This window comes from Tessaracoccus sp. MC1627, assembly GCF_014164725.1.
Classification (GTDB): domain Bacteria; phylum Actinomycetota; class Actinomycetes; order Propionibacteriales; family Propionibacteriaceae; genus Arachnia.
The window spans coordinates 355,444-381,322 of sequence record NZ_JACJGA010000001.1; the positions used below are offsets into that span (position 1 = coordinate 355,444).

General features: G+C 69.4%; 22 protein-coding genes and 2 pseudogenes. 11 read left to right on the top strand and 13 right to left on the bottom strand.

The features are described from left to right. The first annotated feature begins 68 nt into the window (after positions 1-68). The 3 genes from H5399_RS01570 to H5399_RS01580 are packed head-to-tail and all read left to right on the top strand — an operon-like array spanning position 69 to position 4,838. On the top strand, positions 69-1,028 hold the full coding sequence (locus tag H5399_RS01570; protein ID WP_182781271.1) for a carbohydrate ABC transporter permease: 960 nt from the start codon (positions 69-71) through the stop codon (positions 1,026-1,028). Continuing rightward, on the top strand, positions 1,021-1,833 hold the full coding sequence (locus H5399_RS01575) for a carbohydrate ABC transporter permease (protein ID WP_220490700.1): 813 nt from the start codon (positions 1,021-1,023) through the stop codon (positions 1,831-1,833). Before H5399_RS01570 ends, H5399_RS01575 begins: the two co-directional genes overlap by 8 nt. Continuing rightward, positions 1,830-4,838, top strand: a complete 3,009-nt coding sequence (locus tag H5399_RS01580) for a glycoside hydrolase family 2 TIM barrel-domain containing protein (RefSeq protein ID WP_182781272.1) — start codon at positions 1,830-1,832, stop codon at positions 4,836-4,838. The genes H5399_RS01575 and H5399_RS01580 overlap by 4 nt, the downstream gene beginning before the upstream one ends. A 72-nt stretch (positions 4,839-4,910) precedes the next feature. Here H5399_RS01580 and H5399_RS01585 read toward each other — a convergent pair whose 3' ends face one another. Then, positions 4,911-6,305 (bottom strand): nucleoside kinase, encoded by a 1,395-nt coding sequence (locus H5399_RS01585; protein ID WP_182781273.1) that lies wholly within the window; start codon positions 6,303-6,305, stop codon positions 4,911-4,913. Positions 6,306-6,428: 123 nt separating this feature from the next. Further along, complete coding sequence (locus H5399_RS01590; RefSeq protein ID WP_182781274.1) at positions 6,429-7,334, bottom strand: right-handed parallel beta-helix repeat-containing protein; 906 nt, start codon at positions 7,332-7,334, stop codon at positions 6,429-6,431. Between the two features lie 209 nt (positions 7,335-7,543). Here H5399_RS01590 and H5399_RS01595 point away from each other — a divergent pair, with 209 nt between their 5' ends. Then, positions 7,544-8,431, top strand: a complete 888-nt coding sequence (locus tag H5399_RS01595) for a VOC family protein (protein WP_182781275.1) — start codon at positions 7,544-7,546, stop codon at positions 8,429-8,431. 464 nt (positions 8,432-8,895) lie between these two features. Here H5399_RS01595 and panB read toward each other — a convergent pair whose 3' ends face one another. Genes panB through H5399_RS01615 form a run of 4 tightly spaced genes read right to left on the bottom strand, consistent with a single transcriptional unit; the run spans position 8,896 to position 11,791 of the window. After that, entirely contained in the window at positions 8,896-9,804 is a 909-nt protein-coding gene (gene panB, locus H5399_RS01600; protein ID WP_370585663.1) for a 3-methyl-2-oxobutanoate hydroxymethyltransferase, read from the bottom strand. Positions 9,805-9,813: 9 nt separating this feature from the next. Then, a complete protein-coding gene (gene panD / locus H5399_RS01605; protein ID WP_182781276.1) occupies positions 9,814-10,203 on the bottom strand; it encodes an aspartate 1-decarboxylase in 390 nt (129 codons plus the stop codon). Next, positions 10,203-11,057 carry a pantoate--beta-alanine ligase gene (panC, locus tag H5399_RS01610; RefSeq protein ID WP_182781277.1) on the bottom strand — a complete coding sequence of 285 codons (855 nt, stop codon included), beginning with the start codon at positions 11,055-11,057 and terminating at the stop codon, positions 10,203-10,205. The genes panD and panC overlap by 1 nt, the downstream gene beginning before the upstream one ends. Further along, entirely contained in the window at positions 11,057-11,791 is a 735-nt protein-coding gene (locus H5399_RS01615) for a Rossmann-like and DUF2520 domain-containing protein (RefSeq protein WP_182781278.1), read from the bottom strand. The genes panC and H5399_RS01615 overlap by 1 nt, the downstream gene beginning before the upstream one ends. Positions 11,792-12,092: 301 nt before the next feature. Here H5399_RS01615 and H5399_RS01620 point away from each other — a divergent pair, with 301 nt between their 5' ends. Continuing rightward, positions 12,093-13,415, top strand: a complete 1,323-nt coding sequence (locus tag H5399_RS01620) for a hypothetical protein (RefSeq protein ID WP_182781279.1) — start codon at positions 12,093-12,095, stop codon at positions 13,413-13,415. A gap of 18 nt (positions 13,416-13,433) precedes the next feature. On the opposite strand, the gene H5399_RS01625 is transcribed toward H5399_RS01620, so the two are convergent. Further along, the gene (locus tag H5399_RS01625) at positions 13,434-13,958 is read right to left on the bottom strand and encodes a DUF6328 family protein (protein ID WP_182781280.1); all 525 of its coding nucleotides are present in this window, start codon (positions 13,956-13,958) and stop codon (positions 13,434-13,436) included. Between the two features lie 326 nt (positions 13,959-14,284). Between H5399_RS01625 and H5399_RS01630 the strand changes: the two genes are divergently transcribed. The 4 genes and pseudogenes from H5399_RS01630 (at position 14,285) to H5399_RS01645 (ending at position 19,765) form a co-directional block, all read left to right on the top strand. Next, positions 14,285-15,700 carry a phage tail sheath subtilisin-like domain-containing protein gene (locus H5399_RS01630; protein WP_182781281.1) on the top strand — a complete coding sequence of 472 codons (1,416 nt, stop codon included), beginning with the start codon at positions 14,285-14,287 and terminating at the stop codon, positions 15,698-15,700. A gap of 8 nt (positions 15,701-15,708) precedes the next feature. Next, a complete protein-coding gene (locus H5399_RS01635) occupies positions 15,709-16,599 on the top strand; it encodes a hypothetical protein (RefSeq protein WP_182781282.1) in 891 nt (296 codons plus the stop codon). 95 nt (positions 16,600-16,694) lie between these two features. Beyond that, positions 16,695-18,635, top strand: a pseudogene (locus tag H5399_RS01640) (acyl-CoA dehydrogenase family protein). Between the two features lie 179 nt (positions 18,636-18,814). Further along, the gene (locus tag H5399_RS01645) at positions 18,815-19,765 is read left to right on the top strand and encodes a DUF4389 domain-containing protein (RefSeq protein ID WP_370585664.1); all 951 of its coding nucleotides are present in this window, start codon (positions 18,815-18,817) and stop codon (positions 19,763-19,765) included. A 9-nt stretch (positions 19,766-19,774) separates the two neighbouring features. Here the strand turns inward: H5399_RS01645 and H5399_RS01650 are convergent, their stop codons facing one another. Both H5399_RS01650 and H5399_RS01655 read right to left on the bottom strand, forming a co-directional pair. Beyond that, positions 19,775-20,497: a DNA alkylation repair protein gene (locus tag H5399_RS01650; RefSeq protein WP_182781283.1), complete on the bottom strand. Its 723-nt coding sequence runs from the start codon at positions 20,495-20,497 to the stop codon at positions 19,775-19,777. Beyond that, positions 20,490-21,572, bottom strand: coding sequence for a hypothetical protein (locus tag H5399_RS01655; protein ID WP_182781284.1), 1,083 nt, complete (start codon positions 21,570-21,572; stop codon positions 20,490-20,492). The genes H5399_RS01650 and H5399_RS01655 overlap by 8 nt, the downstream gene beginning before the upstream one ends. 163 nt (positions 21,573-21,735) lie before the next feature. Here H5399_RS01655 and H5399_RS01660 point away from each other — a divergent pair, with 163 nt between their 5' ends. After that, the gene (locus tag H5399_RS01660; RefSeq protein WP_182781285.1) at positions 21,736-22,170 is read left to right on the top strand and encodes an SRPBCC family protein; all 435 of its coding nucleotides are present in this window, start codon (positions 21,736-21,738) and stop codon (positions 22,168-22,170) included. A 220-nt stretch (positions 22,171-22,390) separates the two neighbouring features. On the opposite strand, the gene H5399_RS01665 is transcribed toward H5399_RS01660, so the two are convergent. Beyond that, a complete protein-coding gene (locus tag H5399_RS01665; protein WP_182781286.1) occupies positions 22,391-23,449 on the bottom strand; it encodes an alpha/beta fold hydrolase in 1,059 nt (352 codons plus the stop codon). Then, positions 23,446-25,014: a GMC family oxidoreductase gene (locus H5399_RS01670; RefSeq protein ID WP_220490701.1), complete on the bottom strand. Its 1,569-nt coding sequence runs from the start codon at positions 25,012-25,014 to the stop codon at positions 23,446-23,448. Before H5399_RS01670 ends, H5399_RS01665 begins: the two co-directional genes overlap by 4 nt. A 185-nt stretch (positions 25,015-25,199) precedes the next feature. On the opposite strand from H5399_RS01670, the gene H5399_RS17470 reads away from it, so the two are divergent. Continuing rightward, positions 25,200-25,376, top strand: a complete 177-nt coding sequence (locus H5399_RS17470) for a hypothetical protein (protein ID WP_220490703.1) — start codon at positions 25,200-25,202, stop codon at positions 25,374-25,376. Positions 25,377-25,456: 80 nt separating this feature from the next. Here the strand turns inward: H5399_RS17470 and H5399_RS17740 are convergent, their stop codons facing one another. Together H5399_RS17740 and H5399_RS17745 are read right to left on the bottom strand one after the other, a co-directional pair. Next, a complete protein-coding gene (locus H5399_RS17740; RefSeq protein WP_255422071.1) occupies positions 25,457-25,642 on the bottom strand; it encodes a hypothetical protein in 186 nt (61 codons plus the stop codon). 48 nt (positions 25,643-25,690) lie between these two features. Further along, a pseudogene (locus tag H5399_RS17745) lies at positions 25,691-25,807 on the bottom strand (NAD(P)-binding protein); the annotation flags it as partial. Positions 25,808-25,879: the final 72 nt, after the last annotated feature.

Here is a 25,879-nt window from a genome sequence, read left to right on the forward strand (position 1 = left end):
TCGCTAGCCAATGAGGTGGGGGCCGGCTGGAACCGGCCCCCACCCGCGCGAAAGGTGGACTGATACATATGACTGAACGCTCCCGGGTGGCCGTCCTCAAGACCGCCGGACCCGACGACGCGAACTCCCCGCCCGCGAAGCGCCGTCGCTTCGGCATCGAGGCGCAGCGCAACCTCACCGGCTGGATCTTCCTCATCCCGGCCGCGGTCCTCATCCTCTGGATGAACTTCTGGCCCATGGCCCAGGCCTTCATCCTGTCAATGCAGACAGGGCGGGGAACCAGGCTGAGCTTCGCCGATCCCCTCTGGTACAACTACCAGCGCCTGTTCAGCGACGAGATCTTCAAGCTGACCGTCCAGAACACGTTCATCTACCTGATCATCCAGGTACCGATCATGCTGATCGTCGCGCTCGTGCTCGCCAACCTGCTCAACGACAAGACCTTGCGGTACAAGGGCCTGTGGCGCACGGCGATCTTCCTTCCCTGCGCGGTCTCGCTGGTGTCATACTCGCTGGTTTTCCGCACCATGTTCGCCAACGACGGCCTCGTCAACGACATGCTCATGGGGCTCAACTTCATCGATTCGCCCGTCAACTGGCTGGGCGAGACGGACACGGCCCGCTTTGTGATCATCCTCGGCCTGCTGTGGCGGTGGACCGGCTACAACATGGTGTTCTACCTCGCCGCGCTGCAGAACATCGACTACTCGTCGCTGGAGGCCGCCAAGATCGATGGCGCCAGCTCTCTCAAGACCTTCTGGTACGTGACCGTCCCCCAGCTCAAGCCGATGATCCTGCTCACCGCGATCCTCTCGACCAACGGCACCATCCAGCTGTTCGACGAGTCCTGGAACCTGACGCAGGGTGGCCCGGCCTACACGTCGATGACCATGTCCCACTACCTGTACGAGGTTTCCTTCCAGAGGAACCCCAACTTCGGCTACGGCGCCGCACTGTCCTACGTGATCCTGATCATGGTGGCGGTCCTGGCGTTCATTCAGATGAGGATCGGTGACAAGCGTGACTAGGACCCAGTGGCGCCGCGTGCCCTCGTACGCCTTCCTCGCCGTCTCAGCGATCGTTTCGGTCTTTCCGCTGTATTTCATGGTGGTCTCGGCCACCAACACCAGCCAGGACGTCCTCAGCTCGCGGATGATCCCCGGCACGGCCCTGATCGACAACTTCGTCTCGCTGGTCTCCCAGCAGGACGTGGCCTCGGCCATGTGGTATTCCACCATCAACGCCGTCGGCACCACGGTGCTGGCGCTGCTCGTGTGCTCCATCGCGGGCTACGGCTTCGAGGTGTTCCACTCCAAGGGCAAGGACCGCCTGATGGGGTTCCTGCTGTTGGCCATGATGATCCCCTTCGCCGCCACGATGATCCCGCTGTTCCAGATGTTCGCCGACTTCGGGATGATCAACTCGGTGGGAGCGGTGATCCTCCCCGCGATCGCCACCCCGTTCCTGGTGCTGTTCTTCCGCCAGGCCTCCCGGTCCTTCCCGCACGAGATCATCGAGGCGGCCAGGATCGACGGGCTGAGCGAGATCAGCATCTTCTTCCGCATCTTCCTCCCCACGATGAAGTCCACCCTGGCGGCCGCGGCCGTCATCACCTTCATGACCGCATGGAACAACTTCCTGTGGCCCAAGGTGATCCTCATCAACAACAACTTCCAGACCATGCCGATGCTCATCTCGAACCTGCGCGCCGGCTACGTGACCGACTACGGAGTGCTGATGCTCGCCGTGCTGTTGGCGTCACTGCCCACGATGGTTGTCTTCCTCGTGCTGCAGCGAGCCTTCGCCGAGGGCATCACAGGAGCTATCAAGTGACATTCGATCCAAGCAGAATCTCAGACCCCACCTACTTCGCCGAGAACCGGCTTCCCGCGCATTCGGACCATCGCTGGTTCGCGGGCCCAGCCGAGGCGTCTCTGGGCTCGAGCAGTTTCGAGCAGTGCCTCAACGGGGTGTGGAAGTTCCACTACGCCAAGAACCTCACGCTCGCACCGTCGGGCTTCGAGGCCGCTGACTACGACGTGGACGCCTGGGACGACATCCGCGTCCCCGGCCACATCCAGCTGCAGGGCTACGACCGGCCGCAGTACGCCAACGTCCAGCACCCTTGGGACGGGCTCGAGGACATCTGGCCGGGCGAGATCCCGCAGAAGTTCAATCCGGTGGGCAGCTACGTCACCCACTTCACGCTCGACCATCCCCTGGCCGACGGTGAGCGGCTGAGCGTGTCGTTCAAGGGCGCGGAGTCGACGGTCGCGGTGTGGCTCAACGGTACCTACATCGGCTACGGCGGTGACGCGTTCACCCCGTCGGAGTTCGACCTCACCGAGGCCCTCGTCGACGGCGAGAACAAGCTCGCGGCGCAGGTGTACAAGTGGAGCGGCGCGGCCTGGATCGAGGATCAGGACTTCTACCGGTTCTCCGGCCTCTTCCGGGACGTGATGCTGTACCGCCGCCCCCGGGTGCACGCCGAGGACCTCCGGATCACCACACCGGTGGCCGAGGACCTGGCGTCGGCTGAGGTTCGGCTGGCCGTGTCGCTGGCAGGGGAGGGGTCCGTGCGGGCCCGCCTGGGTGAGGTGGGCGCCCTGACCATGGGCGAGGACGGGGTGCTGACGGTCGCCGTCGACCAGCCCCGCCTGTGGAGCGCGGAGGATCCGCAGCTCTACGACCTGACGGTCGAGGTGCTTGACGCGGCAGGAGCCGTCGTCGAGGTGATCCCGCAGCGCGTGGGCATCCGCCGCTTCGGCATCGAGGACGGCGTGATGAAGATCAACGGCCGCCGTGTGGTGTTCAACGGCGTGAACCGGCACGAGTTCGGGCTCGAGGGGCGGGTGATGTCGCGGGAGCAGACCGAGGCGGATCTGCGCCTGATGAAGGCTCACAACATCAACGCGGTGCGCACCAGCCACTACCCCAACAACTCGTTCCTCTACGAACTCACCGACGAGTACGGCTTCTACGTCATCGACGAGATGAACCTCGAGTCGCACGGCATGTGGGACGCGGTGGCGCGCGGGCGCGTGCCGCTGGAGGGTGCGGTCCCCGGTGACCTGCCCGAGTGGCGCGACATCCTCCTCGACCGGGCCACCAACGTGCTGGAGCGGGACAAGAACCACGCCTCGATCATCATGTGGTCCTGCGGCAACGAGTCCTTCGGCGGCACCAACCTGCGCGACGTGGCGGACCACTTCCGCGCGCTCGACACCCGCCCGGTGCATTATGAGGGCGTCCACTGGGATCCGCGCTACCCGGAGACCACCGACGTGGTCAGCACCATGTACACCCCCGCGGCGGCCATCGAGGAATTCCTGGCCACCAACCGGAGCAAGCCCTACATCCTGTGCGAGTACGCGCACACGATGGGCAACTCGTTCGGCGCTGTGGACAAGTACATCGACCTCGCCTACCGCGAGCCGCTATACCAGGGCGGGTTCATCTGGGACTTCTCGGATCAGGCCATCGCGCTCACCGACCGGCTCGGGAAGAAGTACTTCGGCTACGGCGGGGACTGCGGCGAGGCTCCGCACGACGCCGAGTTCAGCGGCAACGGCATCGTCTTCGCGGACCACTCACCGTCGCCGAAGCTGCAGGAGGTCAAGAAGCTCTACCAGGGTCTCGCCATCCAGATCTCGGGCGACTCGATCGAGGTGGAGAACCGGCTGCTGTTCACGCCCACGTCGAACTACGAGTGCGTGGTGACGCTGGGGCGCGAGGGTCGCGTGCTGGCGGAGGCCACCGTCGAGACATCGGTGGAGCCCGGGGAGACCCGCAGCTACCCGCTGCCGATCGACCTGCCCGACGCGGCCGGCGAGTACACCGTCGAGGTGTCGTTCCGGCTTCCCCAGGCATCGTCCTGGGCTCCGGCCGGGCATGAGGTGTCGTGGGAGCAGGCGGTGTTCACGGTCGCGGGCGAGTCTGCCCCGGTCGCGCCGCCGGCTGCACCGACCCTGATCGACGGGATCCACAACTTCGGCGTCCGCGGCCGGCACTTCACAGCCCTGTTCTCGAAGCTGTACGGGGGGCTCGTCTCGTACCGGTACGGGCTCAGCTCCGACGGCGGCCGCGAACTGGTGCGCGGCATCCCCAAGCCCAACTTCTGGCACGCCCCCACCTCCAACGAGCGCGGCTGGAACATGCCGTTCCGGGACGGGCAATGGGCGCTGGCAAGCCGCTACGCCGAGGCCAGCGAGGCGGGGCCCACCGCCACGGTGGTGGGCGACGCCGTCGAGATCCGCTACACCTACGAGCTGCCCAGCAGTCCGGCGGGGGAGTGCGATGTGGTCTATCGGGTCGACGGTGGGGGTCGCGTGGAGGTCACGCTCACGGCCCGCCCGGGGGATGGGCTGACCGACATGCCGGAGTTCGGCCTCATGCTGGTCACTGATCCCGAGCTCAACCGGCTCAGCTGGTACGGCGAGGGTCCGGAGGAGAGCTACGTGGATCGTCGCGCAGGGGCACGCCTTGGCGTGTGGTCGGCGGATGTGTCCGAGCAGCTCACCCCCTACATCAGGCCGCAGGAGTCGGGGAGCCACACCGGGGTGCGGTGGGCGACGGTGACTGACGGTCGCGGGGCGGGGTTGCGGTTCGACGCCGTCGACGAGCCGATGGAGTTCTCGGCGCTGCCCTGGACGCCGTTCGAGATCGAGAACGCGGCCCACCCGGTGGACCTGCCCCCGATCCAGAAGACTGTGCTGCGCCCGGCGCTCATGCGTCGCGGTGTGGGCGGCGACGACAGTTGGGGCGCGATGACCCACCCGGAGTACCGGCTTCCTGAGGGCGAGTTGGTGTTCAGGTTCGCCTTCCAGGGCATCCGCTGATGTACCGGTCGCTATCTGGGTTGGTCTACCCACCCAGATAGCGACCGCTTTCGCTCAGCCGGCGGGAAGGGTTCAGGTGGCGGCGTCGTAGATGCTGCCGCCGATGAACTCGCGCAGGATCGAGTTCGACGGGACCCGGTCCGTCCCGATGGGTTCGAAGAAGGTCAGCAGGTTCAGCAGGCGGTCCCGGGCGTCGACGTGCGGGCTCGCGTCCGGGATGGTCGCCAAGGCGGCCTCCGCGTGCGGGTGGAGCGCGTTGAGCTCGTACATCATGGACGAGTTGAACATCACGTCGGCATCCTCCTGGAACAGGAACACGTGTGCGTACTCGCCGCGCCGGACGCTGTCCCACCGGTCCATCGTCAACTCCGGCGAGATTCCGCGGGTCCTGTGATCCCGCACGATTCGGCGCAGGAGCCGGACCTCCGTCGTCGGGACCCGGTTCATCAGGTCGATGTTCAGCCCGCCCAGCGCACTCACGTACACCTTGAACACCGCGTTGCGCTTGACTCCCTCCACCAGCCGGGGATTGAGGGCGTGGAGGCCCTCGATCAGCAGGATCTCGGATGGTCCCACCTGGATCGGTGTGGTGCCGGGCAGCCTGCTGCCGGTGACGAAGTCGAAGGTGGGGGCGCCGATCGGCCGCCCGTCCACCAACTCCGCGAGGTGGTGGGTGAGGAGCGGCAGGTCCAGCGCGTCGGGGCTCTCGAAGTCGTACTGGCCGTCCTCGTCGACAGGTGTCAGCTCGCGGTTGACGAAGTAGTTGTCCAAGGACAGCGCAACGGGCTTGAGCCCGTTGACCTCGAGCTGCGTCGCTAGGCGCTGCGTCGTCGTGGTCTTCCCGGACGACGAGGGCCCCGAGATCGCCAGGACCCGCAGCGCCCGGCGCTGGCTGAGGATCACGTCGGCGATGTCGGAGAGTCGCTTCTCGTGGAGAGCCTCCGCAATGCTGACGAGCTTCCTGGTACGACCCGAGCTGATCAGGGCGTTGACGTCGGCCACCACCTCCACGTCGACCCGGTCGAGCCACTCCTGGCTCTCCGCGTAGGCAGCCGACAGCAGGGTCGGAGGGATGAGGGGGGCGCCGTCGCCCTTGTCGATGTCTCCGAAGTCGACGATGAAGCCGTGCGCGAAGGGGATCACCTCGAAGGGCTCCACCTGGCTGGGCTGCTGCAGCGCGGGGTAGACGACGCGCGCCACGTGGTCTCCGACCTGGTAGACGTGGTAGCCGCCCTCGCGGCCGAGAAGAGTGATGATGCTCGCCGGATCGGCGGCCCATTCCTTCAGCCGGGCGTCGATCTGGCGCACCTCGCGGGTGGACAGCGCCGAGCCGACGAGGTTGCAGAAGACGCCCTCGAGGATCGAGTAGGACGTCTTCAGGCGCTCCTCCGGGAAGAGGTCGTGGATCACCTTGATCAAGCCGAGCTTGACCGTCTGTCGTCCCTGACGCAGGTGCGTCTCGCGCATTGCCGATCCTCTCGTCGCCCATCCGGCGTGGTCACGGATGCCTATAGAAGAGGCTCCCACCGAAAGGCCCCGGCCGGAGCCGGGGCCTTCGATCTGGTGGCTGCCTGCGTTTCGTCGTCGGGATCAGATGTACGGCAGGCACACCACGCCGGTGCACTGCGGATCCACACCGCCGTTGTTGCCGGCCGCCAGGTTTCCTGACCCGGTGACGCCGGTGGGGGCCTGGATGCCCAGACCTCCGTTGTTGACCACGATGTTCTTGATGAGCGTCGTGCGGGAGTCCTCCACCTTGATGCCCACCTGGCCGCTGGTGTAGACCTCGTTCTTCTCCAGGTAGGAGTTCGCGGCACCCGCGCCGATGATGATCCCGTGGTCCCGGGTGGTGCTGACGACGTTCTTCAGGAACCGGGTCCCGCTCGGCGCCCCGAAGGCTCCAACGCCCATGTTCTCATTGCCGGTGGCGATGTTCTTCTCCACCACGGTGCCGACGGCGTTGTCAGTGACGCTGATGCCCCAGACCGCCCCGGTGACGGTGTTCTTCGTGACGACGGTGCCCGTCGACTCGCCGCCCACGCGGACTCCGTCGCGCCCCACATCGGCGATGACATTCTTCTCGATGAGGTGACCGCCGCCCCCGCCGATGTTGATTCCTCGGTCCCTGGTGGCGATGTTGACCTTGCTGATGCTGACTCGAGTGGACTGCTGGATTTCCACCCCGACGTTGAACCCCTCGATGGTGCCGTTGGCGACGACGACGTTGTCGCGGTAGGCGAGGTTGACTCCGACGCCTGTCGTGGGACTGCCGCTGAGCGTGAAGCCGGCCAGATCAAGAACGACCCCGTTGGCGCCGATCTCCAGTCCGTTCCCGCTGCTACAGACCAGGTCCTGGGTGAGGGTGGTGGAGGTGGTGATGACGTCGCCGCAGGCGATGGGGTCGACCGCCGAGGCCGGGAGGCTTGCCGAGGCAAGGGCCAGGACGCCGACACTGGCGCCGATCGAGAGCAGGAAGCGGTGTGTGGTGGTTCCCATGGTTCCCCCTAGGTTTGAGTCCGCTCATGCCAACACGAGCCTGTCACCGGGTCAATGGGCCTGTGAAAAGCCGCGCCCCTGGCGGCGTCGCATTTGGTTCGTGGCGAACACTTATGGATCTGCTCGACGAGTCGGCGTAGTGTCGCGAGCCTTCAACCGAGCCGAGTCGTCGGCGTGAGTCGGCCGTCCTTCATGACAGGGGAGTTGCGATGCAGAAGATAGTCCCGAACCTCTGGTTCGACCACTCCGCGGCGAGCGCCGCAGCATTTTACTGTTCGGTACTGCCCGACGCCCGCGTGACCGTCACCCAGCACTACCCGACCGAAGGGCTGGCCGACTTCCAGCGCGACTTCGCCGGCGACGTGCTCTACGTCGAGTTCGAGGTGGGCGGGTACGCCTTCGGGGCGATCAACGCCGGTCCGGAGTTCAGGGCGAACCCGTCGGTGTCCTTCTTCCTCTACTTCGACCCTTCGCGCGACGACCACGCCCGCGAGGAGTTGGACCGGATCTGGGACGCGCTCGCCGACGGCGGGGAGGTGTTGATGCCGCTGGGCGAGTACCCTCACAGCCGCAGATTCGGGTGGGTGCAGGACAAGTTCGGCGTGTCCTGGCAGCTCGTCCTGTCGGATCCCGACGATGAGCCGAGGCCCTTCATCGTGCCCTGCCTCCTGTTCGCGGGCGCGGCCAAGGGCAGGGGAGGCGAGGCGCTGGAGCGCTACACCTCAGTATTCCCAGACTCGCAGGTGGCTGTCCGAGTGCCGGAGGAGATGCCGGATGCGACCTCCCCGGGGCAGGTCGAGTTCTCGGTCGTCCGGCTGCTCGGCCAGTGGTTCTCCCTGATGGATTCGGAGGTTGAGCACGCCTTCACGTTCACTCCCGGCGTCTCGCTGGAAATCCGCTGCGAGGACCAGGCTGAGATCGACCGCTACTGGGCGGCGCTCAGCGAGGTGCCCGAGGCCGAGGCCTGTGGGTGGTGCGCGGACCGTTTCGGGGTGAACTGGCAGGTGACGCCGTCGAACATGATTGAACTCATGGAGCGTCCCGGCGCCTTCCAGGCGATGATGGGGATGAAGAAGCTGGAGATCGCAGCGTTCTGAGCGCTGACCGTCACTTCTGGTGTCGCCTACGGCATCAGAAGTGACACTGAGATGACGGCGGACAACGGCCGATTCCTGCTGGCTAGGCGCGAGGAGCGAAGCGACGAGCCTCGAAGCCTGAGAAACGTCCGTTGTCAGCTCTCGTTTCATAGGCTTCGAGGCCGCTACGCGGCACCTCAGCCAACGGTTGGGGGTCCAGGCTCCACGCGGCACCTCAGCCAACGGTTGGGGTCCAGGCTCCACGCGGCACCTCAGCCAACGGTTGGGGGTCAGGCTCCACGCGGCACCTCAGCCAACGGTTGGGGGTCAGGCTCCACGCGGCACCTCAGCCAACGGTTGGGGGTCAGGCTCCACGCGGCACCTCAGCCAGCGGTTGGGGGTCGAGGCCGCTGCGCGGCACCTCAGCCAGCGGTTGGGGCCCAGGTCGCTGCGCGGCACCTCAGCCAGCGGCTGGGGGGGCAGGCTCAACCAGCGGGAGAGGCGGAGTGTGCGGCGGACTTCCCGCGGAAGGCCGCCAACTCCTCGGCGTTGATGCCGTAACAGTGCTCGGGTGCCGGGTAGGAGCCGTCGCGGACCTCGGCCGCGAACCCGCGAATGCCGTCGACCACCCGGCCGTGCAGGTCCGCGTAGCGCTTGACGAACCGCGCCGACCCACCCGACGACATGCCCAGCAGGTCGTGGAACACCATCACCTGCCCGTCGGTGGAGGGGCCCGCACCGATGCCGATCACGACGGCATCCATCGACGGCATGATCGCCTCCGCCACCGCGGCCGGGATGGCCTCGAACACGATCGAGAAGCAGCCCGCGTCCTGCAGTGCGAGGGCCTCCGCGGCCACCCGTCGAGCACCGTCCGCGGTCCGGCCCTGGGCCTTGAATCCGCCCAGCTCCGCCGCGGTCTGCGGGGTCAACCCGACGTGACCCATGACCGGAATCCCCGCCGCGACAATCGCGCGGACCCGCGACACCGACGCCTCCCCGCCGCCCTCCAGCTTCACCGCGTCGCAGCCAGCCTCGTCGACGAAGCGGCGCGCCGTCGCCACGGCTTGCTCGTCGCTGTGCTCGTACGAGCCGTAGGGCAGATCTCCCACCAGCATGGGCGCGCCCAGGCCGCGCCGCACGGCCGCGGTCAGCATCAGCATCTCGTCGACGGTCACCTCGGTGGTGCTGGGGTAGCCGAGCACCGTCATGGCTGCCGAGTCACCCACCAGGACCACGTCGACGCCGGCCTCCTCCGCCGCGAGCGCGCCCGGGTAGTCGTAGGCCGTGACCATGACGATCGCCTCGCCGGCGCGCTTCATGTCCGCCAGGTCCGACGTCGTGACGCGGGATCCGGCGGCGGGGGCGCCTCCGTGGCGGGGCCGGGCTGACACGGCGGCGCCTCAGCGTCCGGTGAGCAGGGTGGCGACCTCGGCGTCGATGTCGATGATGGCGTTGCTCCCCGCCTCGACGTGCACGACGACGGGCTCGTAGGTGGCCAGCTCGGCGCGGTCGTACTGGGCGTAGGAGATGACGATGATGGTGTCGCCGCGGTGGACGAGGCGGGCGGCGGCGCCGTTGACCTTCATCTGGCCGGAGCCGCGCTGGCCCGCGATCGTGTAGGTCTCGAAGCGGGCGCCGTTGTCCACGTTCACCACGGCAACCTGCTCGTGCTCGAGGATGTCGGCGGCCTCAAGCAGGTCCGGGTCCACGGTGATCGAGCCGACGTAGTGCAGGTCCGCGTCGGTCACGGTGGCGCGGTGGATCTTGGACTTCAACATGGTGCGGTGCATCAGCGGGCCTCCTGGCTGGGGGTCACGGGCGGGATGGGCAGGTTGTCGATGAGCCGGACAGCGCCCACGCGGGCGGCGACGACGGCGAGGGTGGGACGGGTGAGGTCCTGGGCGGGGGCGAAGGTATCGGGATCCACGACGGCGAGGTACTCCGGCTCGACGCCGCGGCTGAGCATTTCCTCCACCGCGTCGCGCTCGGCGGCGCGCGGGTCGGCGCCGCCGGCCAGTGCGGCCGAAGCCGCCTCGAGCCCTGCCTTCAGCGCCAGCGCCCGGGGTCTGTCGTCCGGGCCGAGCCGGACGTTGCGGCTGGACATCGCCAGGCCGTCGGGCTCGCGCACCGTGGCGCAGACCGCGATCTGGACCGGCAGCCCCAGGTCCGTCACCAGGCGCCGGACCACGGCCACCTGCTGGGCGTCCTTCTGCCCGAAGTAGGCCACGTCCGGGGCGACGGCGATGAGCAGCTTCGCCACCACGGTGGCCACGCCGTCGAAGTGCGCAGCACCGCGGTGCGCGCCCTCGAGTGGCTCGCTGACCCCGCGGACGCTCACGGTGGTGGCGTAGCCCTGCGGGTACATCTCCTCGACGGCGGGGACGAAGAGCAGGTCCGTGCCGGCGGTGTCGGCCAGGTGGGCGTCGCGGGCCTCGTCGCGCGGGTAGGCGGCCAGATCGGTCTGGTCGTTGAACTGGGTGGGGTTGACGAAGACGGAGGTCACCACCGTGTCGCACTCGTCCCGGGCGGCCGAAATCAGCGTCAGGTGCCCCTCGTGGAGTGCGCCCATGGTGGGCACGAACCCCACCCGCCCGGCGTCGGTAAGCGCCTCGCGCAGCGCCGCGACAGTCCGCACGATCCTCATCAGCGTCCCCTTTCGGCGAGCCGTCCGGTGGCCGCGACCATGGCGTCGAACAGGTCCAGGTCCGCCGGGCTCAGCTGCTCGACGGCGGCGCGCTGACGGGCGACGGTGCCATGGTCGCCGCGTGCCACGGGCCCGGTCAGCACGGGTGCCGCTCCCTCCCTGGCCCAGTTGTCGACGGTGGCGCGGACCATCGGCACCAGCCGCTCGCGCGGCACCCCCGCCGAGGCCGCGAGCCGCTCGGCCAGGTCCTCGAGGGTGAGGAGGAAGTTGGAGGCCACCGAGGCCGCGGCGTGGTAGGCGGGGCGTGCGTCGTCGGCGATCTCCACAGGAGTCATACCGAGCGACGTGGCCAGCGCAGTGGCGGCTTCGAGCGCACGCCTGGTGGTCCCCGCGACGGCCGCCGTCGCGCCGGCGAACACGGTGGCACCGGAGGCCGGGACGGCCATCAGCGGGTGCAGGCCGAGGGCTTCGTGGGGGCCGAGGACGTCGAGCGGCGTGGCCCCGGAGCAGTGCCCGACAAGGAGGTCCGCCCGAGGCGTCAGGCCGGCGGCCGCGTCGGCGATCTGGCCGTCGGGGACGCACAGCAGCACGATGCCGGCTGTGCGGGGGTCGGCGCCGCGCCCGAGCGGCCCCTGGACGTCCCATCCGGATTCCCGGAGCGAGGTGGTCAGCGCGGTCCCGAGCCGACCGCCGCCGACGAGGGCCACGCGCAGGCGCGTGACGGCATCAGGCATGCGAGCTCCTCCAGGAACGGGCGGGTGGGTGGAGCAACTGTAGACGAGGTTGCCGAGAAGCCGATGCCGTGCCCGGGGGGCGGGCGCCGCGGGAGACGCCAAAATGGGCATAACTACGACGAAGTGTAGTACCTGAGCCGCGTCGGATATGTGGCGCCAGGCAACAAGTAGCCGCTCTTTTAGCCGTGGACGACGATCCGGTCACCGATTCCCTGAGCTCGGAGACCTTGCGGCGGCCCTGTCGCAGGCCAAGTCGGAGTGGGAGTCCGCAGGCGCGGACACCTCCGGCGTCTCTGCGTCGGTGGGCGACCTGTCCGGGACGGGGCTGGGATCTGCGTCCGGCAGCTCGATCACCATCGACGGCGACGCCGCGGGCTGGGGATGGTCGCGGATGAGCCTGATCACAGTGGTCCGCCACGAGGTGGGCCACGCGATCGGGCTGGGTCACAGCTCCGCTCTGATGGACGACACGCTTGAGCCGGGCGAAAGCCACGGCGTGAGCTCGTCGTTCCTGCCTGAGCCGGAGCCCGCCCCAGCGCCGGAGCCCGCCCCCGAACCTGAGCCTGCACCTGACCCCGCCCCCGAGCCTGGCGCCGACACGGCGGCCGACGGCGCTGAGTCCGGCGAGCCCCTGGGCCTGAGCTCCGATGCTCCGGCCTCCGACGATCCGCCCGCCTTCCTCGCCGCCCCTGATCCCGCAGCATCCTGGGCGGTCGACGGCAACACAGCCACCTTCGACGGCACCGGCGGAACGCTGGGCGTCGACGCCGAGACCGGCCACCTGGTCTTCATCGCCGAGGACGGCGTCGTGCACGCGGTCCCGACCGCCGGGCTCGTCACCATCGTCGTCAACGCCGCCGGCGGCACAGTCCTGATCACGGGCGAGATTCGCCTGACCGACTCCGGTGCGGCGCTGACCATCCGCGCCCGGCAGATCACCGTGACCCCGGGTACCGTCCTGAACACCGGCTCCGGGATGATCACCCTGAGCGCATCCGACGAACGCGAATCCGGCGCCACTGCCTCCGTCCTGGTCACGGACGCGACGCTCGCCGGCGGCGCCATCATGCTCGAGGCACACGCCAGGGCTCTCGGTGCCTTGGTGGCGTCGTCGTCAGCCGCGGTTCTCGTCAGGGACTCGCGCCTCCTCGCCGACGGCGCCGTCACGCTGTCGGTCTCCTCCGATGCCCGGGTGCTGTCGGCCACCACTGATGGATCCGGCGGAGAGGTGGACGCTGCCCTCATGGCCGCCTCCAGCTCGGCCCGCGCCGGCAACAACGGCGGCTCGGTGCAGACCCTGGGTGAGCTCGCAGTGCTCGCCCGCAACAACGCATCGCTGGCCGGTGCCGCCGTCGCGGCCGCCGGGCGCATCGACCGCGACACCTCAGCCTGGGTGGCTGGGACCGACGTCACCGCGGCCGGCGTCACGGTGGACGCCGTCGCCACCGGGACCCTCGACCTCGACGCCGTGGCCGGCCTGCCCACCGCCGCAACCTTGACTTCCGCCGGGCTCTCGGCCTCGCAGATCGCCGCCCTCACCCGCGTGGCCCAAGGCCCCGGCGCAGTGGCACTCGCGAGGGGAAGCATCGGCTCCGCGTCACCGTCGCCCTCCCCCGGGGGGTGAGCCCTCAGCGGACTGCCGTCATGCGTCCCGGCGAGACCTCAGGCTGAATGGGAGGATGATCCACAGGCCGAGGAACACCACGACGGCGGCACCCGCGCCCACCAGGCCCCACTCGGGGCCGAGGACGAAGCCGAACGTCAGCCACGACACCGCCACGATGGTCGCCGCGAGCAGCCCGAGGCCGATCTTCGCCATGACATGTCCGGCGGCGACGATGGTGTCCTTGCGATGCTCCTGGAACAGGTGCCGATGCAGCACGACCGGACCGACGACGAGCGCCGTGGCCAGCGTCGCCGTCGCGACCGCCACCAGGAACACCGTCAGCAGGGTGGGCGACAGGTCGGCGAAGCGGTTCTGGAACGGCAGCGTCAACAGGAAGCCCGAGAGGAGTTGGAGGCCCGTCTGGGTGACCCGGAGCTCCTGGAGCAGTTCGTTCCACTGCCTGTCGAGGCGTTCCCCTGGCGTCTCGTCGCGCTCGGACCTATCTGCGTCGTCGGCGTAGCGCGACGGGACGGCGCGAGGGGTGTCGTCGTGGTCACTCATGTCTGTGACGTACCCACTGTCGCGGTGATCCACACATCGCCCTTGTCGTGGCAGTTGCGCCGATGGATGGGTTCGCGGCGTTGGTCGCGTGACGGCTGCGCGGCTGTTGTTCCTCCAGAACGCATGTCAAGCCCGCAGGGGACTCGGAGCCAGTCCTGGAGGAACGTGAGCCGCACGGGCGTCTCGTCACGGCACCATGCTGGACGCGGTCGCGCGGGGCGGTGGACCTATTGGCGAGTGGCGAAGCAATCCGGCGAGAGGGGCAGGCCCTCAGTGAGCGGTCGGATGGTCTTGCCAGGCGCTGATCCGTCAGCCACAGTGGACAGATGCCCTACATCGAGGAAATCCCCTCCGGCACAGCCATTCAGCCGCTGCCCACTTCGGTGACGGGGTTCGTCGGCGCCTGCAGCCAGGGGCCGGTGGAGACGCCGGTCACGGTCACCAGCCCGGGCGAGTATCACGCGACCTTCGGCCCCAGTCTCGGCGCGGACCAGCCACTGGGCCACGCCGTCGACCTGTTCTTCGCCAACGGGGGCACCAGCGCGATCGTCGTCCGGGCGGCAGGGCCCGCCCCGGAGCAACTCGTGCCCGTCGACGGCGCCTCGGGCCTCAACGCCCTCGAAGATTCCGGCGTGACCGTCCTCGCGATCCCCGGGCTCACGGCCGCCCATCACCAGCACGTGACCGCCGCGCTCACCTTCTGCGCGGCCCACCGCTCCGTGCTGCTGCTCGACCTCCCCGCAGGCCCTTTCGACGCCGTTGCCAGGGCGACGGTGCAGCAGACGGGACCATACCGTGAGCGAGCAGCCGCCTATCACCCATGGCTCGTCGTCGGCGGGGTGCAGGTCCCGCCCTCGGGAGCCGTCGCGGGCGCGATCTCCCGATCCGACGCCGAGCGCGGGGTGTGGAAGGCCCCCGCCAACATCGCGCTGCACGGCATCGATGGGTTCACCGAGGCGCTCGGCGAGGAGGCGGGCGAGCTGCTGACCCAGGAGGGCGTCAATGCCCTCCGTGAGTTCCCCGGCCGGGGCCGCCTGGTGTGGGGGGCGCGCACCCTTGCCGGCGCCCAGAGCATCGAGCCACCCAAGCGGTACCTGTCGGTCCGCCGGCTCACCGACCACGTCCTTGCCTCCATCGCCGCGGGGTTGGGTTTCGTGGTGTTCGAGCCCAACGACGTGCCCCTCTGGGTGCAGGTGCGGACGACGGTGGAGAACTTCCTCTTCGACCTCTGGCGCCAGGGCGCGCTGCAGGGCACCAAGCCGGAGCATGCCTACGGGGCACGGTGCGGACTGGGCCAGACCATGACCCAGGCGGATGTGGAGGCGGGACGGCTGATCCTCGAGGTGTTCATCGCGACGGTGAGGCCCGCCGAGTTCGACGTCCACCGCCTCACGCTGCAGACCCAGGCGCCAGGAGAGCCCGCGGACGGCGATACCCAGCCGTTCGGTCTCGTGGGACGCAGGCGCATCGACGCGCAGACTGTGCGTACCGTCGACCTGTCGCGCGTGGTCTCGCGCTACATCGGCGAGACGGAGAAGAATCTGGCCGAGGTGTTCGACGCGGCGGAGCGCGCCGGCCAGGTGCTGCTGTTCGACGAGGCAGACGCGCTGTTTGGCGGCCGCTCGGACGTCCGCGACTCCCACGACCGGTACGCCAACCAGGAGGTCAGCTACCTGATCGAGAAGCTGGCGCGCGAGCGGCATGTTGAGGTGCGCTGGCGGCGGCCACGCCCTCCCGCCTAGCATGAACCATGCCTTATCCGTCGCAGCTGGCGGTCGCCGAGGTGGTCGCACTCACAGATCCGGTGACGCGCAACGTGGCCATCACCGCCTGCTACCGCGACCTCGCCCACTCAGTCGCCGAACTCGTCGGCCGCTCTGACGTCAACTGGCTCGCGTTCGGCGCCTGGGCGAGCGCGTCCGCCGGCCGGGTGATCCGTCGCGACGCGCTGCCGTTCGGCCTCGACCCCGGCACCTCGGCCGCGGTCGCTGAGGGCAACCGGACGATCATCGCCGACGTCGCGCCCCGCTTCGTCCGCTGGCTCGACGAGGTGGCGCGGGCGGGTGGGCCCACCCGCCTGGCGCTCGAGGTCGCCGTCGCGGATCCGCTCTTCGGCGAGGCCCCAGATCTGGCTGCGGCGCTGACCGCATACCAGTCGGCCCTTGAGCTGCGGGCTCTGGCGGTGAAGGAGGAGCTCGACGACGAGGCGGACCGGGCCGTCGCGGAGCTGATGCTGCTGGGCAACGTGCGGGTGGCCGCGCACGAGCAGTGGATCGCTGACTCGCTGATCGACGAGGCCATGCCGCTGGGCGGGCTCTTCGGGCGGATCGTGACCCGCTTCGTCGACGTCTACACCCCTGACGGGCCGATCGATGTGTGCCGCGACGTACCCCCGCCGTCCTACCTGGGCGGGCTCCGCTACCCGGAGGTGCTCGACCACCTCGCGCACGCCGACCTGTGTGATTTGGCCGAACGCTTCGAGCATGCGCTGACGGTCGACGTGGCCGGCAGCTCGGCCACCACCTGGGAGTGCTACGAGGAGCGGATGGGCTTCATCTTCGCGTTCTTCCGCGCCTTCGCCCGCGACACCCGCTTCTTCGACGCACCCCCGGAGCCACTCCCCGCCCATCCCGTTGGCTGAGGTGCCGCGGAGGAGGCCATCTCGCTGGGGGTAGCAGTGCCCGCCGCAGGAGCGACCGCCCAGGAGTATCGTGGAATGCGTTCCTGGAGGGCATCATGAGCACCGCGACTCACCCCACATCCACGCCCACCCAAGGTCCCAGCGCCCGCGAGGCCCGCACGGTTGCGGAGGCGGCACGACAGACCGAGTGGACGAAGCCCAGCTTCGGCAAGGAGCTCTTCCTCGGCAGACTGCGGCTCGATCTCATCGAGCCCTGGCCTACGCCCAGCCCGGCGGCCAAGGCCAAGGGTGAGAGCTACCTCACGCGGGTCGAGGAGGTGTGCCGCCGGATCGACGGCGCCCGCATCGAACGCGAGGCCAGCATCCCCGACGAGACCTTCGCGGAGCTCGCCGACATCGGGGCCTTCGGGATGAAGGTCCCCGAGTCGTACGGCGGCCAGGGCCTCAGCCAGTACTACTTCAACAAGGCGCTCACGCTGATCGGGTCGGCCAACCCCGCGGTCTCCGCGACACTCTCGGCCCACCAGTCCATCGGCGTGCCGCAGCCGGTCAAGATGTTCGGCACCACCGCCCAGAAGGACCAGTATCTTCCGAGGGTGGCCGCCGGTGAGGTCTCCGCGTTCCTGCTGACCGAGCCCGACGTCGGATCGGATCCCGCCCGCCTTGCCACCACGGCCACTCCCGACGGCGACTTCTACGTCCTCGACGGGCTCAAGCTGTGGGCCACCAACGGCACCATCGCCAGCCTGTTCGTCGTGCTGGCTCGCGTCCCGGCCACCCCCGGGAGTAAGGGCGGCATCACGGCGTTCATCGTCGAGGCGGACTCGCCCGGCATCACCGTCGAGCGCCGCAACGCGTTCGTCGGCCTCCGCGGGATCGAGAACGCGCTCATCCGGTTCCATCAGGTGCGCGTGCCTGCCGCCAACGTGCTGGGCGCCACCGGCAAGGGCCTCAAGATCGCGCTGGCCACCCTCAACACCGGCAGGTTGTCGCTGCCCGCGATGTGCGTCGGCGCGGCGAAGTGGTCGCTGCACGTCGCGCGCGGCTGGGCCGGGGAGCGGGTCCAATGGGGGCGGCGCGTGGGCGACCATTAGGCCATCGCCACCCGGATCGCGTTCATCGCGGCCACCACCTACGGCATGGAGTCGATGCTGGACCTGGCCGGCATGCTGGCCGACGACGACGCCAACGACATCCGCATCGAGGCAGCCCTGGTCAAGCTCTACGCCTCCGAGATGGGGTGGCGGATCGTCGACGACCTGGTCCAGATCCGCGGCGGGCGAGGATACGAAACGGCAGAGTCGCTGGCCGCCCGGGGCGAGCGCCCGGCCGAAGTCGAGCAGCTCCTGCGCGACATGCGGATCAACCGGATCTTCGAGGGCTCCACCGAGATCATGCACCTCCTCATCGCCCGCGAGGCCGTTGACGTCCACCTCGAGGTGGCCGGCGAGATCATCGATCCCGAGGCGACGACACGTGCGCGGGCGGAGGCTGTGGCGCGGGCGTCGGGCTTCTACGCCAGGTGGCTGCCGATGCTCGCCGTCGGTGCCGGCACCGTGCCCGGCGCGTACCGGGAGCACGGCGCGCTGGCCGAGCATCTGCGCTACGTGGAGCGGGCAGCCAGGCGCCTGGCCCGGGCGATCTTCGCCGGGATGGCGCGCTGGCAGGGCAGGTTGGAGCATCGTCAGGCCTACCTTGGCCGGATCGTCGACATCGGCGCCGAGCTGTTTGCCATGTCGGCCTCCTGCGTGCGCGCCACCGCCGAGCGGGACAGCAACACCGAGGGCGTGGAGCTGGCCGGGGCGTTCTGCGAGCAGGCCAGGATTCGGGTGGATGCCCTGTTCGGCGCGCTGTGGCACAACTCGGACCGCAGCGACCGTCACCTGGCCCGCCGTGTGCTCGACGGGCACCACGCGGGGCTGGAGGACGGGGTCCTGCACATCGCCGACGACCTGCCGTGGGTCGCGGCGTGGGAGCCGGGCCCATCCACGGTGGCCGACGTCCGGCGTCGGATCCCACGCCCACCCGCTGGCTGAGGTGCCGCGCAGCGGCGCCCACCCGCTGGCTGAGGTGCCGCGCAGCGGCCTCGAAGCCTAAGAAAGGCGAGCTGAGAGCGTCACTTTTCTTAGGCTTCGAGGCTCGTCGCTGCGCTCCTCGCTCCTCAGCCCGCGGGGGTGGGATCGTCGCTTCGCTCCTCGCTCCTCAGCCTGCGGGGGTGGGATCGTCGCTGCGCTCCTCGCTCCTCAGCCTGCGGGGGTGGGTTCGTCGCTTCGCTCCTCGCCCCCTCAGCCAGCTGATGGGTGGCACTGCCGAGGGGACCCGTGCTGCTGCGCGTCTCATCACCGTTCCGCCGCCGGACGCCCACATCTGGGACGATTCGGCCATGGACATGGATACGTTCCGCGGTCCCGATTCCCCTGTCACCGTCGAAGGCGCTGAGCGACCCGAGGTGTCGCGAGCGCTCTGGCTGGTGAAGTGGCTCCTGGCCTTCCCTCACTACATCGCGCTCGCCTTCCTCGCGATCGGGGCGGTGTTCGCCTGGTTCTGGGCGCTGCTCGCGATCCTCATCACCGGCCGGTACCCGCGCGGGGCGTTCGACTACCTCGTCGGCGTCATGCGCTGGGGCTGGCGCCTGGCGTATTACCTCTACAGCGTCGGCGCCACGGACCGATATCCGCCGTTCACGCTCGCCGACGTGCCCGACTATCCTGCGCGGCTGGACGTTCGCTACCCCGAGCGGCTCTCCCGCGGGTTGGTCCTGGTGAAGTGGTGGCTGCTGGCCATCCCGCACTACATCATCCTGGCCATCCTCTTCGGCTTCACCCGCCCCCACAACGACGAGGCCGGGCAGGTCACCACGGACACCAACTGGCCGGGCCTCGTGCCGATCCTGGTCCTGATCGCGCTCATCATCGTGCTGGTCTCCGGCGCCTACCCGCAGCAGGTCTACCGCGTGGTCATGGGGTTCAACCGATGGCAGCTGCGTGTCACGGCCTACTCCCTCCTCATGACCGACGAGTACCCGCCGTTCCGCCTGGACCAGGGCCCGTACGAGCAGGACGGTCCACGGCTGATGCCGTTGCCGCCCGCGTGGGACGACGGCTGGCCCACCGACGAGGCCCCGCCCCCGCCACCACCGACTCCGCCCCCGCCACCACCAGCCTGAACGTTCGGATCAGCGGGCGGCCAGAACGGCTTCCCGCTGCTCCGGCGCGAGGTACTTGACCGCCTCTCGGATCGTCACTCCCGACGCTCTGCCCGCGCGCGGCAGCAGCCAGTCGAAGACATACTCCGGCCGCCGTCGGGCGGTGTCGCGGAGGATCCACCCGATCGCCTTGCGGATGAAGAACTCCTTCTCCTCCAGCATGGCGTCGGCGTAGCGGGCGAAGCGCGCCCAGTCCCCGCCCCCGGTGCGCAGCGGGATCAGGTGGGCCAGCAGCGCCGAACGCCTGATCCAGAAGTCGTCGTCGGAGGCCCATCCGTCCAGGACGGGACCCCATAACGGGTCGCCGTCGGAGACCGGGCCGACGACGGAGCCGGCTAACGAGTCCACCAGCGCCCAGGTCCGCGACTCCCGCAGCAGCCGCTCGAGCAGGTCGGCATCCGCCACCCCCAGGAGCCCGCGGCGTGTCTCCAGAAGGTCGACGGAGGCCGCGCGACGCTCATGCACCGGCTCGGCCCACAGCGCCTCGACGAGCGCGACCAACTCGTCGTGGCCCAGCGTGACCCCCGCCATGGCCGCGCGGACAGCGGCGCGCATCGCCGGCATCGATGCCCCGTAGTGCGTCAACTCGCTTTTGAGGTAGGCCTTCTCGCCCGCGGCGCGCTCGGGGACCGCCCGCGCGCGAAGCTCGGCGTCGAGCTCTGCGGCCAGACCCGCGGCCCACTCCTCACCCACGGCGGTAGACCCGGAGGGCGTCCGCGTCGACAGCCATCAGCCACGGGCGATCATCCCCGAGCCGGATGCCCAGGCGGGCGCCGTCGCCCGGGTCGGCCTCGCTGGTGAGCATGGGAACGGGCTCGACGGTGCCCGCCCCCGCCGCGTCGATGCGCAGCACGGCTGAGGCGTCAACCGCCACGCCGGTCTCCACCTCCGCGATCCCGCTCACCAGGAGCGTGAGAACTCCGTCGGTGCCCGTGGCCGCCTCGATCGAGGGATACACCAGGGCGTCGGGGTGGTCCGCCGCCTCAAGCGGGATGGGCAGCGCCAGGTCGCCGAGCTGGACCGAGACGCTCCCTGGCTCCGCCTCGACGAAATAGCTCAGCCCACCTTGCCCGACGAAGGAATCCACCTGCGCGAGCAAGCCATCTGCCGGGTCCACCACGACGGGGCGGCCATCCTCGTCGAAGCCGAAGAGGCTGGTGCCGTCGGTGCCTTTGAGCCCCGGGAACCGGTCCAGCTCCACCCGGGAGAACGTGCCGTCCGGGGCCAGCCTCAGCATCCCGGGGCGGTCGGGGGTGGTGCTCTGCAGCACGACGGTGCCGTCGGCCAGCGCCTGCGGGGACTGCCATTGAAGAAACTCTCCCTGGGCGAGGTGCTCCTCGGGGAGGGGGGCGTCGCCGAGGTACGAGCCGCCCTCGTCGAAGTGGGCCAGGCGGAAGTTGGCGGTGTCGAGGAACCACCAGGTGCCGTCGGGCAGCTGCGTGCCGTAGCTGGGGCCCCATTCGAGGCCCTCGCCGCCGGGGGAGGTGCCGAGCCGGTCCTCGCCGTCGCCGTAGGGGAGCGTGAACAGCTCCTCCCAGGGCGGCGCGAGCTCGTGGAATTCGGGGAGGAGAACGGTCTGCGTGGTGAAGTCGAGCAGCGACGGTGAAGATGCGGGGTTTGCCGACTGGGTGGCATCCGGGGTGGGTGCGGCCGTCGACGTCGCCGACCGGCTCGTCGTCGGCGAGGGTGAGGGCAGCGCGGGGGCGCAGCCTGAGACGCCGAGCGCGATGCAAACGGCGCCGACAACGGCAGATACACGGCAGAACATCAAGCAAACCTCATCTCCTCACGATACCCCTGGGCGCTGGCCCGAAGCTGTCTGCAACTTGCTATCCAGAGAGCGGCTTGTGTGTATATACGCAGAAACCGCTCTATGGATAGCAAGTTGCAGACCGGACCTCGCCCGGCCCGGGGCCGCCTAGGATTGGGCGATGATCCGGGCCCACTTCACCGTCGAACTCCCGGCCGCATGCCCGTCCGACCAGGCCCTGCGCCGCCTCCTCGACCTCCGCGCCCATGACCGCCTCATCCCGCTGACCAGGGTGACCCTGGCGGTTTCGGCGGACGAGTTGACGGTGGGGTCGCGGTTCGTCGGCCGCACCGGCGTGGGCCGGTTCGGCTTCGATGACCACATGCGCATCGAGGCACTCACCTTCGCGCCCGACGCGGCGGCGACCATCGTGAAGCGGGGTCGCGTCATCCGCGGTGTCGTGCAGGTCACCGCCAGGCCGTCGGCCGGCGGAAGCGCGGTCCGATGGGAGCAGAGTGTCCATCTCCCGTGGCTGCCGGAACTCCTCCAGCCGACGGCGGCGCGGGTGCTCCGAGCCGGCTACCGGAGGGTGCTGGTCAGGTTGCTCGCCGGCTGAGCTCCGGAACCGCTGGCTGAGGTGCCGCGCAGCGGCCTCGAAGCCCAGGAAACAGGAGCTGACAAGGATCGTTTCTTAGGCTTCGAGGCTCGTCGCTTCGCTCCTCGCGCCTCAGCCAGCGGTAGGGGCGTCGTTCCGCGGTTGTCGCCTCAGCCGCCGGTAGGGACTGCGGCGCTGGGCGCTCAGCCAACGGATAGGCGCCAGGAACGGCCGACGATGGTCAGCGGGCCAACTCGGCCAGCATCCCCGGGAACACGTCCCGCGCCGCGTCGTGGCCCAGAAAAATGTCCAGGTGACCGTACCCGGGCACCACGCGCAGCGCATGCCGCCCCGGCTCCACCCCCTCCAGCCACCGATGAGTGCGCTCCTGGCTCTCGGGCAGGAAGCAGCGGTTGTTGCGCCCGGCGTAGAGCACCCACCGGGCGGCGGTCTGGGGCGCGCTCACTCCGTAGTCGTCCGGGAGCCCTTCCCTCCGCGACACCGACACCAGGTGCCCCGCGCGGACCGAGGCGTCCATCTGCGCAAAGAAGCTCATCGGCACCTTCCCGAACTCGCCGCGGATCCACTCGTGCGTGTCCGCATCCAGGTTGGCATGGGACCACAGCGCAGGCCTGCCCGCGCCGTAGGTGAAGCTCACCTGCCGGCACACGGAGTTGTCGCACTCGCGGTGCGTCAGGTTCACCGCCGCCCTGGTGGCGCGCGCGAACAGCGAGTCCGGCTCGTCGCCCCACGCCGGGTTCAGGTACGGGCTGAGCGGCTGGAGGAGCGGCCGAAGCCGACGGATCTTGAACACCGACACCGGCGGGATCACGGGGTGGAACGAGACGGCGTTCGAGACGATCGTGGTGACCTGAGGCAGCAGCCCCGCCGCGGCGGCCATGGCGAACGAGGTGGAGCCCTGGCAGTGGATGACCGCCTTCATTGTCGGTGACCCGGTCGCCTCGGCCACGTAGTCGACGGCGGCCGGATGGTCCCACGCGGCGGCGTCGTCGAGGGTCCACGCAACCGGGTCGAGGTCGATCGACGCCCGCCAGTTGAGCAGCCACACGTCCCACCCGTCGTCGATCAGCGCGTCGACGAACGTCCGCGGCACCGGTGGCCGGAAGATCTCCCCGCGGACCCCCGCGCCGTGCACCAGGATCACCGGCTCCCTCGTCGGCTCATGCCTGCCGCGGATCCGCAGCAGGGTGATCGGGTGCCCGTCGCGCGCGGCGATCACGTGGTGGGTGACCCGATGGTCGGCGCGGGTGGTGGGCCGGATCTGTACCGGGGTGCTCATCGGTCCTCCTTGCGAACGGGCCCGTAGGTATCGGTCAAGGTGCGCGCGAAGTGGGTGCCGAACCTGCCCAACGAGCGCAGCGGGGTCCGGCCGTCCGCGCGGAACGTGGTGAGCTGGCGGGCGAAGTCGCGCGGCAGGATGCGGAGGAGCCCGGCGCCGAGGACCGGCCCGTCGCCGCCGGGCGGCACATGCCCCTTGAGCAGCGTGATGTACAGGGTGGAGGTGTCCTTCCAGATGTCTAACCCCGGGTCGTTGCGCACGGTCTTGAAGCCGTACATCGTCACCGGCGCACCGGCGAGGTCACGGAACCACAGCCGGTAGCGCATCTCCCGCGTGGCGGCGAACTCCGTGGCGACGAACAGATTGAAGAAGCCCCGCTCCACAGGAAGCTTCCCGCCCAACTCCTCGCAGCGCACGTACCCCGACGCGGTCCCGGGGTGCAGGTCGTCGGCGAGGAACCGTCCCACGTCGGGGACGGTGATGGTCAGCTCGAACATGAACCGCTGATTCACCAGCCGCGCCCGCTTCCAGCCGACGACGGGATCCGTCTCGCCGAGCGCCAGGAAGCCTTTCATCTGCTCGGTGAACTCGACGGTGTCGCCGTCGAGGGGAGCGGCCGGCGCGGATCCCGGCAGGTCGTCGTCGTTCTCGTCGGCCCGACGCCCGGCAGGGGCCGATTCCAGCACCCGCTCCACGATCCGGTCCGCGTTCGCGGCGATGGTGAGCGCCGGATTCGGACCCACGGGGCCGGGCATCGCGGCGCCGTCGACGACGAAGAGGCCTGGGTGGCCGAACACCTCGCCGTGCGCGTCGACCAGCCCGTCATGGGGAGAGCGGCCCATCGGCGCGCCCCCGAGCGGGTGCACCGTCACGACGCGTTTCGTCCACCACAGCGGGTTGTCGTGGAAGTCGGCGTTCAGCTTGTCCGACATCGCCCGCATGGTCTCGCGCATGGCGGTGAAGTAGCGCATCGACGTGGCGCTGCACCAGTCGACGTCGATCTGGCCGTCCCTCAGGACCACGCGTCCGTCCGCGACATCCCGGCCCATCCCCAGCATCGGCAGCGAGCTCGAGCCCAGGCGTCCCTGACCCACCAGCCCAGCGACCTCCGCCGAGATGGTCGATTCGTTCTGCCCCCGAAGGCGGTGCAGCAGGATCTCGCGCGCCACCTTCGCCGCGCGCTGGAGCGACGACGTCACCTGGGCGGTCTCGATCAGCCAATTGGCGAACTCGGGGAACCCGGCCTCCTGCACGTAGTACCCGCGGTGGTGCTGCGGGTCTCCGTCGAGGGCGTCGGGGACGCGGATCGACGTGGTGATGACGGGGCCGTGGCTGCCGTCGATGAGCCGAGGGTTCCCGGACTCGGTCTCCACCCGGGCGCCCATCGCGAAGGTGAGGAGATCGCCGTTGCCGGAGAACCGCGACCCCAACGCCCGGCTCAGGCCGGGCAGGTTCACCCGGTTGCGCAGCAGGAGGGTGGTGGTGCCTAGCGCACCTGCGGCCAGGAACAGTCGGGTCGCAGTGGAGGGTGCGGGTGGTGCGCGTGCGGTGGCCGTTGTCCTCAAGCGGGTCGCCGTACTCGGTGTAGCTCACGGAGTAGCCGCCGCCGCTCAGCGGGACGATGCCCGAGACCTCGCAGTGGGGGCGGATGTCGGCCCCGTGGTGGACCGCGGCCGAGAGGTAGGTGTGGTCCAGGGTGTTCTTGGCGCCCTCGTTGCAGCCGATGTCGCACTCGCCGCAGAGTCGACAGGTGAGGCGGGTGGTGTCGTGCAGGTTCCCGTACTCCGGGGGCGCGATGATCTGCTTCATCGCGGGCGCCCCGTGCGGGGTGGCCGAGAAGGAGATGGCCAGGGGAGGGTGGATCACGTCCAGCCCCAACGACTCCGCTGCCTCGCGCAAAGCCCTCGTCTTCGGCAGGTCCGGGTAGGGCGACGGGACGGGGGTCAGCATCGCCTCCACCGCGTCGTAGTGCGGCTCCAGGTCCGCGCGGCTGATCGGCCAGTGTTCCTAGCCGCCGCCGGGGAGCGGTGAGTCGGCCACGAACCACTTCTCGTCCTTGCGCAGCAGCACGTTGGCGTAGATCAGGGAACCGCCGCCCAGGCCGCTGGAGACCACCGCCTCCAGCTTGCGGAAGGACTTGATGTCGAACAGGCCGAACAGCTCGTCCTTCGGCTCCCAGAAGGCACGGCTCATCTCGTGCGGATTCCGCGCGAAACTTCCTGGTGGATATGGGCGGCCGCGCTCCAAAAGGACCGTCGCGTGTCCCGCTTCGGCGAGCCGAAAGGCCGTCACGGACCCCCCGAAGCCTGATCCCACTACCACTGCATCGACCCGCTCGACGGGGGCACGCTCGCTCATGGCTCACCCTAACGGCCGGACGGAGGCGCGGGGAAGGGGCGGAATCCGGACCTGATTTCGCCAACCGGCCGG